This is a genomic window from Litorimonas sp. WD9-15 (assembly GCF_050271975.1).
GTDB lineage: Bacteria > Pseudomonadota > Alphaproteobacteria > Caulobacterales > Maricaulaceae > Litorimonas.
Window position 1 is genome coordinate 2,502,809 of record NZ_CP189850.1, and the last position, 13,036, is coordinate 2,515,844.

The 13,036-nt window shown below is 54.3% G+C and carries 11 protein-coding genes; 1 reads left to right on the top strand and 10 read right to left on the bottom strand.

Annotation, left to right across the window (positions count from 1 at the left end; all coding sequences use genetic code 11):
* Positions 1-2: 2 nt before the first annotated feature.
* Positions 3-260, top strand: coding sequence for a putative quinol monooxygenase (locus ACP9M6_RS11800; protein ID WP_427451337.1), 258 nt, complete (start codon positions 3-5; stop codon positions 258-260).
* On the opposite strand, the gene ligA is transcribed toward ACP9M6_RS11800, so the two are convergent.
* From ligA to murC, 10 genes are all read right to left on the bottom strand, one after another.
* A complete protein-coding gene (gene ligA / locus ACP9M6_RS11805) occupies positions 257-2,317 on the bottom strand; it encodes an NAD-dependent DNA ligase LigA (protein ID WP_427451339.1) in 2,061 nt (686 codons plus the stop codon). The genes ACP9M6_RS11800 and ligA overlap by 4 nt on opposite strands.
* Entirely contained in the window at positions 2,314-3,990 is a 1,677-nt protein-coding gene (gene recN, locus ACP9M6_RS11810) for a DNA repair protein RecN (RefSeq protein WP_427451340.1), read from the bottom strand. The genes ligA and recN overlap by 4 nt, the downstream gene beginning before the upstream one ends.
* Before the next feature lie 3 nt (positions 3,991-3,993).
* Positions 3,994-4,839, bottom strand: coding sequence for an outer membrane protein assembly factor BamD (locus tag ACP9M6_RS11815; protein ID WP_427451342.1), 846 nt, complete (start codon positions 4,837-4,839; stop codon positions 3,994-3,996).
* Between the two features lie 109 nt (positions 4,840-4,948).
* A complete protein-coding gene (gene lpxC / locus ACP9M6_RS11820) occupies positions 4,949-5,905 on the bottom strand; it encodes a UDP-3-O-acyl-N-acetylglucosamine deacetylase (RefSeq protein ID WP_427451344.1) in 957 nt (318 codons plus the stop codon).
* 187 nt (positions 5,906-6,092) lie between these two features.
* A complete protein-coding gene (gene ftsZ / locus ACP9M6_RS11825; protein ID WP_427451346.1) occupies positions 6,093-7,529 on the bottom strand; it encodes a cell division protein FtsZ in 1,437 nt (478 codons plus the stop codon).
* A 97-nt stretch (positions 7,530-7,626) separates the two neighbouring features.
* Entirely contained in the window at positions 7,627-8,898 is a 1,272-nt protein-coding gene (gene ftsA, locus ACP9M6_RS11830) for a cell division protein FtsA (protein ID WP_427451348.1), read from the bottom strand.
* Between the two features lie 2 nt (positions 8,899-8,900).
* Positions 8,901-9,788: a cell division protein FtsQ/DivIB gene (locus ACP9M6_RS11835; RefSeq protein WP_427451349.1), complete on the bottom strand. Its 888-nt coding sequence runs from the start codon at positions 9,786-9,788 to the stop codon at positions 8,901-8,903.
* On the bottom strand, positions 9,776-10,711 hold the full coding sequence (locus tag ACP9M6_RS11840; RefSeq protein WP_427451351.1) for a D-alanine--D-alanine ligase: 936 nt from the start codon (positions 10,709-10,711) through the stop codon (positions 9,776-9,778). Before ACP9M6_RS11840 ends, ACP9M6_RS11835 begins: the two co-directional genes overlap by 13 nt.
* Positions 10,705-11,604, bottom strand: coding sequence for a UDP-N-acetylmuramate dehydrogenase (gene murB, locus ACP9M6_RS11845; RefSeq protein ID WP_427451353.1), 900 nt, complete (start codon positions 11,602-11,604; stop codon positions 10,705-10,707). The genes ACP9M6_RS11840 and murB overlap by 7 nt, the downstream gene beginning before the upstream one ends.
* Positions 11,601-13,031 carry a UDP-N-acetylmuramate--L-alanine ligase gene (gene murC, locus ACP9M6_RS11850; protein ID WP_427451354.1) on the bottom strand — a complete coding sequence of 477 codons (1,431 nt, stop codon included), beginning with the start codon at positions 13,029-13,031 and terminating at the stop codon, positions 11,601-11,603. The genes murB and murC overlap by 4 nt, the downstream gene beginning before the upstream one ends.
* Positions 13,032-13,036: the final 5 nt, after the last annotated feature.

Genomic DNA, 13,036 nt, shown 5'->3' on the forward strand with positions numbered 1-13,036 from the left:
GCATGTATATCATCTCCGGATTTGCTGATGTACCTGAAGCTGATCGTGAGGCCTTTGCCCGCGCTTTGCCGGAGCATACGCGACTGACCCGCGCGGAACCTGGCTGCCACTATTTCGAAGTAAAACCTCATCCAACTATTTCGGGACGCTATGTCGTCAACGAAGCCTTTGATGATGAGCGCGCTTACAACGCGCATATTAAGCGGGCTAATTATACAGAATGGGCTAAAATCACGCGTAATCTTAAGCGCAGTTATTAGGCAATCAGCGCCAACCACTCATCTTCGGTCAGCACTTTCACGCCAGCCGCTTCGGCCTTTTTCAGCTTCGATCCCGCGCCCGGACCTGCCACCAGATAGTCCGTTTTACCCGATACGCTGCCCGAGACTTTCGCGCCGAGCGACTGCGCGCGGGCTTTGGCTTCATCGCGGGAGAACCGTTCGAGTTTGCCTGTGAAGACGACGGTCTTACCGCTGACAGGACTGTCGGAGGTCGGGACTTCGGCGTCGAGAATATTGAGTTGCGCCGCGAGGTCATCCAGCAGTTTCAAATTGGCGTCTGATGCAAAGAAATCAGCCAGCGCAGAAACCGCCGCCTGCCCTAATCCGTCAACATTCAGGAGTCCTGCTACGGCTTGGCTTTCACCATTTTCCAATTCAGGAATAACCGCCCGGAATCTTTCCCATGACACAAAATATCGGGAGATCAGGCGGGAATTCCCCTGCCCGATATGTCTGATACCGAGTGAGCGTAAAACCCGTTCAAATTCGATGGTCCGACGTGAGTCGATAGCGGTAAACAGTTTTGCCGCACTCGTCTCTCCAAAGCCTTCCCAAGTCTCCAGTTTAATCTCGGCGTTCCGATCTCGCAGCGTAAAAATATCGGCTGGGCTTGTGACGAGACCTTTCTCGTAAAAGGCTTCAATCTGTTTCTCGCCCAGACCGTCAATGTCAAAACTGGGACGCGACACGAAATAAATGAGGCCCTGAACGGCCTGTGCCGGACAGAACAAGCCATTTGTACATCGACGGACGACATCTTGCCGTCCCGTCTTCTCGTCAATATCGGCGGAAACGGGGGCGTCGCAAACCGGGCAGTTGGTCGGGAATTTGAAGGGCTGCCCCCCACCAATTTCGACGACTCGTAAAATCTGCGGGATGACATCCCCGGCCCGTTGTATCTCGACCATATCCCCTTCTTTCACGCCCAAGCGTTCGATTTCATCGGCATTATGTAGCGTCGCATTCGACACAACGACCCCGCCAACTGTAATCGGCACCAAACGCGCAACAGGCGTGAGGGAGCCTGTTCGACCAACCTGAATATCAATCGACTCAATTGTCGTAATCGCTTTTTCAGCGGGGAATTTATGCGCAATCGCCCAGCGTGGTGCGCGGGAAACGAAACCAAGACGCTCCTGCAAAGGGAGACTATCGACCTTATAGACAACCCCATCGATATCGTACCCAAGTCCCGCGCGAGCCAAAAGGATGGTTTGATAATGCTCAACCATCTCCTTTGGGCCATCATGCTTCCGCATTTGTGGATTGATAGAAAATCCCCAATCCCCAAACAGCTTAACTGCTTCCATCTGGGTCTCTGCGAAAGGCACACTGACCTCTCCCCAGGTATAAGCGAAGAATTTGAGCGGTCGGGACGCAGTTATATTTGGGTCGATCTGGCGGAGACTCCCCGCCGCTGCATTGCGCGGATTTTTATACTCAGATTTACCCGCCGCAACCTGCGCCGCATTCATCTCAGCAAATTCCGCGTGGGAGATATAGACCTCTCCGCGGACCTCCAACACTTCAGGCCAACCCTCCCCTGAAAGCGTCTTGGGCACATTGTCTAGAGTCGAGAGATTGGCAGTCACATCTTCGCCCACACGCCCATCCCCGCGCGTCGCGCCAGAGACGAGTTTGCCGCCCTCATACCGTAGCGCCGCGGACAGGCCGTCAATTTTTGGTTCTGCCGTAAAGAACATTTCCGTCTCATCCGGCAGATTGAGAAAGCGTTTCACCCGCGCCACGAAGTCCACGACATCTTCATCAGAAAATGCATTATCGAGACTGAGCATCGGGACGCTATGTTTGATTTTCCCGAACTTACCGGTCGGTTTTGCGCCGACAGATTTTGACGGACTGTCCTTTCGGATCAGATGAGGATATTCTTTTTCTAATGCGAGGTTCTCACGGCGAAGCGCATCATATTCTGCGTCGGTTAGTGCCGGATTATCGTCCTGATAATAGAGCGCGTCAGCAGCTTTGATCTCTCGTGCGAGGAAGGCCAACCGTTTTTTGATAGCATCTTCTGTCACGACGCCATCAGCTGACGCGCGGCCGCCCTCGCCTCTTGCGTGATCGTTTCGCCCGCCAACATACGTGCGATTTCTTCCTCGCGCTCACTGTCTAGGATAGGTGTCACGCTCGTGGTTGTCGTCTCGCCGATTGAGGTTTTCTCGATCCGAAACTGACTATTGGCACAGGCAGCAACCTGGGGACTATGCGTGACCGTGAAGACCTGCGCATGTTCAGACAACCGCGCGAGCCGTTTACCGACGGCTGCCGCGACCGCACCGCCAACGCCCTGATCAACTTCGTCGAACACCATGACGGCGTCGTTCTTTCCCGCTAGCGCGACTTTGATCGCCAGCGCAAATCGCGCCATTTCACCGCCTGATGCGATCTTGTCCAACGGACCGATCGCTGTTCCGGGATTTGTCGAGACGAGAAAGCGGACCTGATCTACGCCGTTTGCGCTCTCGCTCGTCGGCTGAATATCCGTCCGGAATTGTGCGCGCTCCATCTTCAGGGGCGGCAGTTCGACCGCTACCGCTGCATCCAGCGTTTTAGCAGCTTTTTGACGGGCTTTTGTGAGGGCTGACGCCGCTTTGTCATAGGCTGTCTTCGCAATTATTGCTCTTTGTCGGGTCTTCTCAATATTTAGGACAACATTATCCACCGCTTCCATTTCTGCTGCAAATTCTGCGCGTTTTGCGGCGAGTGTCTCAACGGGGACCCCATATTTACGCGCGGCCGCCCGAAGCGCGAAAAGCCGCTTTTCACTCTCTTCCAAACGTCCGGGCTCCACATCAAAGCTCTGTGCTGCCATCGTCACGGCCTCCCGGGCTTCCTGTGTCTCCAACATCGCTCGTTCCAAGGCCTCTGCCGCAATTTGTAAGGATTTAGCGGCAGAAAGTTCGCCTTCCCCGAATTTAGTCCGAAGACGTTCTATGCCTGCCAAAGCCGTGGAAAGGCGATCCTCAAACGCGCCGTCCTCACCCAATGCGTCCTGCGCAGCCGTCAATTCGGTCAATGCGCCCTCTGCCCCTTGCAGAAACTTGCGTTCCTCTGCGAGTTTGGCTTCCTCACCTTCACGTGGGTCAAGACGGTCTAGCTCCGCGATGGCGTGTTCGAGGAACTCACGATCTTCCCCCGCTTTAGCCTGCAACGCAATGAGCGCGTCTAATTCGCGTTTCGTCTCCTGACGAACAGTGTGCGCTTTGCGCAATTCAGCTAAATCAGTCGAATACCCACCAAATTGGTCCAACATCGTGATATGCGTCGTCGCATCCAACAGGCCACGCCCGTCATGCTGTCCGTGGACTTCGAGCAGTTTGCCACCCAATTGCGAAAGGAGTTTCACACTGACGGGCTGATCATTAACAAACGCGCGACTGCGCCCATCAACATTGACCGTCCGACGCAGTGTCAGGTCTTCATTCAGATTAAAGTCAATATCCTGGTCTGACAGGATCGACCAAACGGCATGCTCAGTGTTTAAAGTAAAGCTCGCCGTACATTGCGCTTTATCCGTGCCGGAACGCACAAGACCTCGGTCTGACCGCGCCCCGGTTGCCATGCCGAGCGAGTCTAGAAGGATAGATTTACCCGCGCCTGTTTCACCCGTCAGGGCCGTTAGCCCTTTCGAAAAATCCAGATCGAGCTGTTCGATCAGGACGACATTGCGTACCGACAGCCCGCTCAGCACGACTTAGAACAAACGCTCTTTCAAGCGGGTCCAATATCCCTGCTTGCGTGGTTTTGTGATTTCATCATCCAGATTGACGCCGTAACTCTCAAGGAGATCATAGCTGTCTTTATACCATTCACTGTTTGGATAATTATAGCCCAGAACAGAACCGACGAGCTTGGCCTCTTGGATAATTCCCAAAGAAACATAGCTCTCCACCAAGCGGTGAAGAGCCTCTTCTGTTTGAGAGGTTGTCTCATAATTCTGGACAACATTCTTAAACCGATTAATCGCTGCAAGTTGTTGATTTTCCTTGAGATAGTAACGCCCAATGGACATTTCCTTACCCGCCAAATGGTCCTGCGTGAGTTCCAGTTTTAGGCGCGCATCCCGTGCATAATCGCTATCTGGATAGCGGCGAACAATTTGCTGAAGGGCCGCTTCGGCGGCAACTGTGGTCGCTTGATCCCGGCCAACATCATAGATTTGGTCATAATAGTTAATCGCGATCAGGTAATAGGCATAAGGCGCGGAGTCAGAGCCGGGATGAAGGCTGATGAAACGCTGTGCTGTCGCGACGCTCTCATCATAATCGGCGGAGCGGTAAGACGTGTATGCGCTCATCAACATGGCGCGACGCGCCCATTTCGAGAATGGATGCTGACGCTCGACCTCTTGGAAAAGCAGCTTGGCATCGGACCAATCACGACGTTCCAATTGGTCGACGGCCTGATTATAAATCAGCTCTGCCGGACGTTCGATATAGGCCAGCGTCTCCTTCTTATTGCCACCCAGCGAGCCGCAAGCCGTCAGGGTGAGCGCTAGGCCAAGGAAGGCTGCACGTTTGAGAGTTTTCGCATTGAACATGGACGGACCTGTCGAGCTTATTCCAAAATTGGTCCCTGACGAGTCAGGTTCCTCTTCATTTCTGAAATGTCTTAGAGACTTCGTAACACGGGTGAAAGTGAGAAAAGCGTTAGGCCGGGATGGATTTCAGCTCCGGAACAGTGCCCACCTCCGCATTTTCCATTGGTACGGATATGAAGGTCCAGGCGTCTGGGGTCCCATAAAGCTTCATCAAAAGGTCATGGTTGAGGCCATGTCCCGGCTTCACCGTCGTCACGCGCCCGAGGATAGGCCCGCCGAGATAGAGATCACCCAGAAGGTCCAAGGCTTTGTGTCGTACAAATTCATCCTCAAACCTTAAACCTGATGGATTTAGAATCTTATCTTCGTCCACAACGATAGCATTATCATATGATCCGCCCTTTGACAGGCCTGCGGCCTGCAGAGCTGCCACTTCGTGTAATCTGGCAAATGTCCGTGCGCCCGCGATGCGCTCGCGAAAGCATCGAACATTCGGTACAATTTCCAGACGTTGACGGCCTATTGCCGCTTCTTGAAAATCAATCGTCACGTCGAGCTCTAACTGCTCACAAGGTTCAATTCGCGCAAAACTATCACCGGACGATACCTCTAGCGTCTTCAAGACCTTCACATATCGGCGCGGTGCAGGTTGACGATGAACGCCGACTTGCTCAATCAGTTGCAAGAATGGTTCCGCAGACCCATCCAGTGCGGGCAATTCAGGCCCGTCTAATTCAATATCAAGATTATCAATACCTGCGGCAGAAAGTGCCGCCAAAAGATGCTCAATTGTCGAAACGCATACACCGGCAGCATTGGATAAAGTCGTGCAATTCCGAACACCCGTGACAAGATCAGGTCTAACCGGAACTACGTTGTCACGGTCTGTGATATCCGTTCGGACGAAATTCAGGCCTGATCCAACAGGTGCGGGTTTTAACGCCAATCGCGTATGTTCACCACTATGTAGAGCAACGCTCGCTGTCAGAGCGGGGGATTTGAGGGTCGATTGCCGACGAATATGTGAGGTGGGATGGGGAGGCATGGGGATATTCATATTGCGCATCTGAATGTCCTTTCTGTCCGTTTTATGACGAATGTTACGTTAACAAGCTATATGTGCGAACGAATTGCAACAAGAAACGCTCTATGTCGGATTGTTTCACAACATGACAAAAAGGCCACCCCCATGAAAGAGGCGGCCTTCTTAAAGTTGCTTAATTTTTGTGCAAGCCTTGCGGCCTGACATTTCCCTATCGGTTTTGGCGGCGAAGGAAGCTTGGGATTTCCAACTCATCATCCTGATCATTCCCGAAAAGGTCACCCGAAGGTTTAGGGCGAGTCTCAACTTGCGGGCGCGGTGCAGGCGCAGCCTTGCGACGACCAAAGAAACCGAACGGACTACGCGCCGGGCTGGCAGGTGCCGCCTCAGGAATTGGCGCTGGGCCCGGGGCGACGGGTGCCGGTGCATAGGCGGCTGTTTCTTCAGGCTGAATTTTTGGCGGATATGGCTTCGGCGCAACATAAGGCGGCGGCGCATTCACGGCGACACGCGCTTCTTCTTCGTCAAACTCATACTCTTGATAAGCCCGACGCGCTTCCGCTTCGGCAGCAGCGGCTTCTTGTGCACGCTCATGAACACCAAGTTCAACAACCTTTGTTGGAGCGGTAACGGGTTCAGGGCGGGCTGTCGCAAATGGAACAGGTGGCGTTGCTGACTTTTCCACGGCGTCGACGCCAGTCGCGACAACGGAAACACGGACAATGCCGTTCAGATCATGGTCGAGCGCCGACCCAACGATGATATTGGCGTTTTCATCAACTTGGTTGCGAATTAATTGTGCCGCTTCGTCAACTTCGTAAAGTGTGAGGTCGCTTCCGCCCGTAATGTTAATCAGCACGCCCTTCGCACCTTTAAGGGATACATCGTCAAGAAGCGGGTTGTTAATGGCAGACTCAGCGGCCTCTACAGCCCGACGGTCACCCGTGGCCTCACCTGTGCCCATCATGGCCTTACCCATTTCGTCCATAACTGTGCGAACATCGTTAAAGTCAAGATTTATAAGACCCGGCACAACCATCAGGTCCGTGACGCCACGAACACCGGAATGCAAGACTTCATCTGCCATCGCAAACGCATCGGACATTGTCGTTTGCTCTGTCGCAACGCGGAACAGGTTCTGGTTCGGAATTGTAATCATTGTGTCGACAGAAGCATAGAGGTTTTCAATACCTTGCTCCGCCAGCTTCATACGGCGGGAGCCTTCGAACATGAACGGTTTCGTGACGATGCCAACAGTCAAAATACCGCGTTCGCGGGCCGCACGCGCGATCACAGGTGCAGCACCTGTTCCTGTACCACCGCCCATACCGGCGGCGACAAAGAGCATGTGCGCGCCGTCGAGATGTTCCAGAATTTCATCAAGGGATTCTTCCGCAGATTGCTCACCCACTTCAGGGCGCATGCCAGCACCAAGGCCTTGAGTGATACCACCGCCCATTTGGACTTTACGATCTGCTGCATTGAGCGCGAGTGCTTGTGCGTCCGTATTGGCCACAACGAAATCGACACCGTCGAGACCCGCTTCGATCATGTTGTTGACGGCATTGCCGCCTGCCCCGCCGACACCGATAACGACAATACGTGGCTTGAGTTCAACAGACTCTGGAAGTGTAAAGTTAATCGGCATGGCGGCACCCAAATTATGGTCAATGATGTGTGAATCGGACCATCGCGGGAAAGGTTTAAGAGCTTGTTAACCGCGTTAACTTTTAGCGCAGTTTGGCCTAAAAATTCTCACGAAGCCACTGAACGGACCGCCCGAGCGCGTTGCCGGTATAGCGCTGCGTCCGGATACGACGCCCCGAGAGGTCGGGCGGGCCGGTGACAACTTCGGGCCGGTCATCGAAAACATTCTTGAGAAGCCCCGTCGCAACGGCGAAATCCGGCTGGCTTAATTCTTCGGACAATCCGAACACGCCATGCGGATGACCGATGCGGACGCGCTTGCCGAGAACATGTGTGGCAAGTTCGCGGATACCGTTCAGATGCGCCCCTCCCCCCGTCAGGACGACTTGCCGTCCTGAATAGGTTTCGAGGCCCGCTTTGTGGATCCGCTCCCGCAATAACTCCAAAGTCTCCTCGACCCGTGACCGAATAATATTTGTGACGAGGGAACGCGGTTCGTGATGCAACTCGTCCTGCGCCGCAATCGGTGGGCAAGGAACCTGGTGATGGTCATCATTTGCCCCGTGCAGACAGGAGCCGTAAATCATCTTGATCCGTTCCGCCGCCTCAAAAGGAGTGGAGAGTCCTCGTGCGAGATCGGACGTAATATTCCGTCCACCGACACTTAGCGCGTCGACATGGACCAGCGTATTATCACGGAACACGGCGGCAGAGGTAATGCCCGACCCGAGATCAATGAGAGTCACGCCGAGGTCACGCTCATCTTCTGTCAGGACCGACAGGGCCGCCGCATAAGGACTAACCGTCACAGACCGGATGGTCAGATGACAGCGTTCAATACAGTGTGCGAGGTTTCGCAAGGGGCCGATACCTGCCATGATGAAGTGCATATCCACGCCCAGCTTTTGACCATACATACCACGTGGATCCCGAATGCCGTCCTCATCATCGACCTGCCAGTTCAATGGGATCGCATGAAGGATTGCGTTTTCAGCTTGATCCAAGCCCGACATGGACGAATTTAGGACACGTTTCAGATCACGGTCGGCGACAGCGCCGCTCGCAAATTCAGTCTGTACCGTCATATGCTTCGATCGCAGGGACCGCAGGGCCACATTCACGCAGACATCCTGTACCGTAACACCTGCTGCACGTTCCGCTTTTTCAACAGCAGACCGAATACCGATTTCAGCCGCTTCAAGGTCGACAACTGCGCCGCCTTTTAACCCAGCAGACACACCAAAGCCCGACCCGATAAGACGCACACCCAATCCGGGTTCTTCGCGCCCAATCAGGCACACGACTTTGTTCGACCCAATGTCGAGAACGCAGACCGTTTCCGGTTGTCTTTTCGTGGGTCCCCCAAACACGTTTAGGAGGACTGCGCTTCGGCTTCAGGCTTGGCCAGCAAGCCAATGCGATCCTTTAGACGCATATCAATCGTGCCGACTTCACGTGACAAAATGAAAGTCTCGCGATCCAGAGCGACAAGGCGTGAGAGCGCGGTTTCGATCTCGGTTTCCGGCAAGCGAACAACCGTCGCGTTCTTCATATGCAGATCCCATCTACCTGAGGGGAAACGCACGAGACTTTCGACACGGGTCCAGATACCGTCATGCGGCTGTATAAGAGCTTCAATTGTTTTGACTTCGGCAGGTGCCGCTTTTCCGACATAAGTTTTCAAACCCGTCGGAACGGACGCAACTTGAGAAACGGGAACAATCGCCTCACCGGAATCCGAGAGCAGGTGCAACTGCCCCTCATCCTGCCAGAGCGCATAGGGAGTTGTTTCAACGACCTGTACGACAATCCGGTTCGGCCAGAGACGGCGCACAACGGCACGGTCAACCCAAGGCAGGCTTTCCGTGCGGGCACGGGCGGCCTCAAGGTCTACGCCAAAGAAATAGCTGCCGCGATTGATCTGCACCGCGGTGCGGATATCGCGTTCGTTCAAACGCCCCTCGCCCATCACATCAACTTGCTCAACCACGAACCCCATCGCCATCAGGCGTTCGATTTTCCAGTCATTCGTGTTTTTCTTGATGGCGGGCAGAAATCCACCGAGCCAGAGCGCGATAAAGATCAGAACAAGAAATGTTCCAATCACGCGTATCAGAAAGCGCATCATCGCTTTGGGAGAATGTTTCGCGGCGCGCACTTTCGCGGCCATCCAGTTCTGCGATCCGCGCAAGCCCGGCTTGAGCGGGCTCACGCGCCGCATCGTGGCGAATTTAGAATTTCCTTTGCTCACCTTGGCCATGAAGCGTCCTCAACCATCCAGCGACAAAGCTGGTCAAAATCGATCCCGACATGGGCGGCCTGTTCAGGCACGAGCGATGTCGGGGTCATTCCGGGTTGAGTATTCACTTCAAGCATTACGATTTTGTTTACCACATTGGCCGGCGTGCAATTTTCATCATTAAATCTGAAATCCGCGCGGGAAACACCGCGACAGCCGAGGGCTTTATGCGCTTTTGCGGCCCAATTGAGACAAAGGTCCGTCACATAGTCCGCTAGGTCAGCAGGACATTGGTGAGTCGCGGCGTCTTCCCCATATTTGGCATCATAGTCATACCAACCATTTTCCGATTCTGCGGCAATTATCTCAGTGACGCAAATCGCTTCGCCGTCTTTGACCGCAACGGTGAGTTCGCGTCCGGGGATGTAGCTTTCAACGACAACCTGCTCCCCCATTTCGATATCGGCTCTGATCGCGGCGCGATGGTTATCCTGTTCCCCGTGGATGATATAAACAGATTTAGAAGACCCCTGCCCGTTGGGTTTCACGACATAAGGTGTGGCAATAGGATGGGCTTCGGCAACTTCAAGACGGTCAAACAATCCACCCCCCGGCACCGTAATCCCAACGGATTTCAAGACATGTTTCGCGCGGTGTTTATCCATAGCCAGCGCCGACGCCATGACTCCGGAATGTGTGTAAGGTTTGCCATACATATCCAACACACCCTGAACACGGCCATCCTCGCCCCAATCTCCGTGGAGGGCGTTGAAGACAACATCGGGATCGGCGAATTTAAGCTGCTCCCAAAGGGCATGAGTGACGTCGATTTCTGTGACATCATAGCCACAATTGCGCAGTGCAATCGCACAAGAGGTTCCGGAGACAAGTGAGACCTCGCGTTCAGAAGACAAGCCTCCCATCAGGACAGCAACCTTTAACATGCCCGTTCTCCAATCCTTCGGACTTCCCAGTTCAGCTCCACACCTTGCGTTTCCAAAACCTTCGCCCGCACGGTCTCGCCTAAAGTTTCCAAATCCGCTGCGCTCGCGCAATCCGCATTGATCATGAAGTTACAATGTTGTTCGCTCATCTGCGCACCGCCAACGCGCAGCCCGCGACAACCCGCGGCGTCTATCAGTTTCCAAGAGGAGTATCCCTCGGGATTTTTGAATGTAGAGCCGCCCGTCTTCTCGCGAATAGGCTGACTGCTCTCCCGCTTCGCGGTGATCTCGTCCATGCGCGCTAGAATATTTTCGGGGGTGTCGGACGTGCCTTCAAACACAGCTTCCGTAAAAATCAGGTCGCCCGGCGCACCGCATTGGCGATAGCTATAGTTCATCTCCGCAAGATCCATAACCTGCCGCCGCCCGGTTCGGTCGAGCGCGACGGCACTGACCAATACGTCCTGCGTCTCAGAACCGTAACATCCCGCATTCATACGCAACGCCCCGCCAATTGTGCCCGGAACGCCCGCGTAAAATTCGAGTCCGGCAATGCCCGCTATCGCCGCTTTCTTGGCGACCGTTTTGTCAAGCGCAGCCGTTCCCGCCGTAACTCGCAAACCTTTTGTTTCGACATTTCCAAAGGTAGGTCCCAAACGAATGACGACACCTTTGACGCCCCCGTCCCGCACCAATGTGTTGGACGCCACGCCCAAGACCTGCACAGGAATATCATCGGGCGTAGAGCTCAAAAAATGCGCGAGGTCGGCTTCATCCTTCGGCATAAACAGCGCTTCGGCAGCCCCGCCGACCCGCAACCATGTGAAGGGGGCGAGCGGAACATCCGCGCGAAGGCTTCCTCGGACTTCAGGTAAGCGGTCTAAAAGGCTCACAGCTTAGCCAAGTTATCCGACAATTCCGCCGCCCAATATGTGATGTCGCCCGCGCCGAGACAGACGATGAGATCGCCCTCTTCCAGATGCGGGTGGAGGTCTTTTGCTAATGTCGCTTTAGACGTCAGACCGACATCGCGGTGACCGTGACTTCTCAGGGATTCGGCTAAGGCCGGCGAACTAATCCCCTCAATCGGTTGCTCACCCGCCGCATAAACGTCCGCGAGATAAACATTATCCGCATCATTAAAACAGGTCGAAAAGTCTTCGAACAAATCACGCAAGCGGGAATAGCGATGTGGTTGCATGACGGCGTGGACTTTGCCTTTTGCAACCTGACGGGCGGCTTGTAAGACGGCGGCAATTTCGACGGGGTGATGACCGTAATCATCAATGATAGTGACACCGTTCCACTCTCCAACATGTGTAAAGCGGCGTTTCACCCCTGCAAAACTCTCTAACCCCGCACGAACTTTCTCTACGCCCAAGCCGAGTTCGCGGGAGACGGCAATCGCGGAGAGGACATTCTGCGCATTATGTTTGCCCGCCATGGGGAGAAACAAATCAGGCCAGCGATCTTCTTCACCGTCCGGCCCACGGAAGACGACATCAAAACGTGAACCTGTGGCTTCCAAGCGCAAATTCTCTGCGCGGACATCTGCCTGTGGGTTGAACCCATAAGTGATAACACGACGGTCACTGATACGCGAGACGAGCGCCTGTACTTCGGGATGGTCAATGCAGAGAACGGCAAACCCGTAGAATGGGAGATTCTCAACGAATTGATCAAAGGCAGCGCGGAGTGTGTCGAACTCGCCGTAATGTTCCATATGTTCGGGGTCGATATTTGTCACGACGGCCACGGTGGGGAGCAGTTTCAGGAACGTCCCGTCACTCTCATCCGCCTCGACTACCATCCAATCGCCCAATCCCAATTTCGCATTGGATGCATAGGCGTTGATGATCCCTCCATTGATAACAGTCGGGTCGAGATCGCCGCCTTCCAGCAGCGCAGCAATCATCGTCGTCGTCGTCGTCTTGCCATGCGTGCCGCCGACAGCAACGGTCCACTTCAGGCGCATTAACTCGGCCAGCATTTCGGCCCGTCGCACAACGGGAATGGCGCGGGCGCGGGCTTCCATCAATTCGGGATTATCGGCTTTGATAGCAGAGGACATGACAATTGCCCCTGCCCCGTGAACCTGTTCGGCTTTCTGGCCGATGAAAATCGTCGCGCCGAGCCGTTTGAGCCGTTCCGTATTGATACTCTCCCGCGCATCAGAGCCCTGAACCTGATAGCCCAAATTGAGCATGACCTCCGCGATGCCGGACATACCAATGCCGCCAATGCCGACAAAATGTATCGGGCCGAGATCGAATGGGACCTTGGTGGCCAGAGCCGCCTGCTTCAAATTTGTATCGGGCATTTTAG

Coding starts and splice junctions, on each gene's coding strand:
- ACP9M6_RS11840 (WP_427451351.1), bottom strand. CDS start 10,711: ATGTTAAAGGTTGCTGTCCTGATGGGAGGCTTGTCTTCTGAACGCGAG.
- ACP9M6_RS11800 (WP_427451337.1), top strand. CDS start 3: ATGTATATCATCTCCGGATTTGCTGATGTACCTGAAGCTGATCGTGAG.
- ACP9M6_RS11815 (WP_427451342.1), bottom strand. CDS start 4,839: ATGTTCAATGCGAAAACTCTCAAACGTGCAGCCTTCCTTGGCCTAGCG.
- murC (WP_427451354.1), bottom strand. CDS start 13,031: ATGCCCGATACAAATTTGAAGCAGGCGGCTCTGGCCACCAAGGTCCCA.
- lpxC (WP_427451344.1), bottom strand. CDS start 5,905: ATGCGCAATATGAATATCCCCATGCCTCCCCATCCCACCTCACATATT.
- ACP9M6_RS11835 (WP_427451349.1), bottom strand. CDS start 9,788: ATGGCCAAGGTGAGCAAAGGAAATTCTAAATTCGCCACGATGCGGCGC.
- ftsZ (WP_427451346.1), bottom strand. CDS start 7,529: ATGCCGATTAACTTTACACTTCCAGAGTCTGTTGAACTCAAGCCACGT.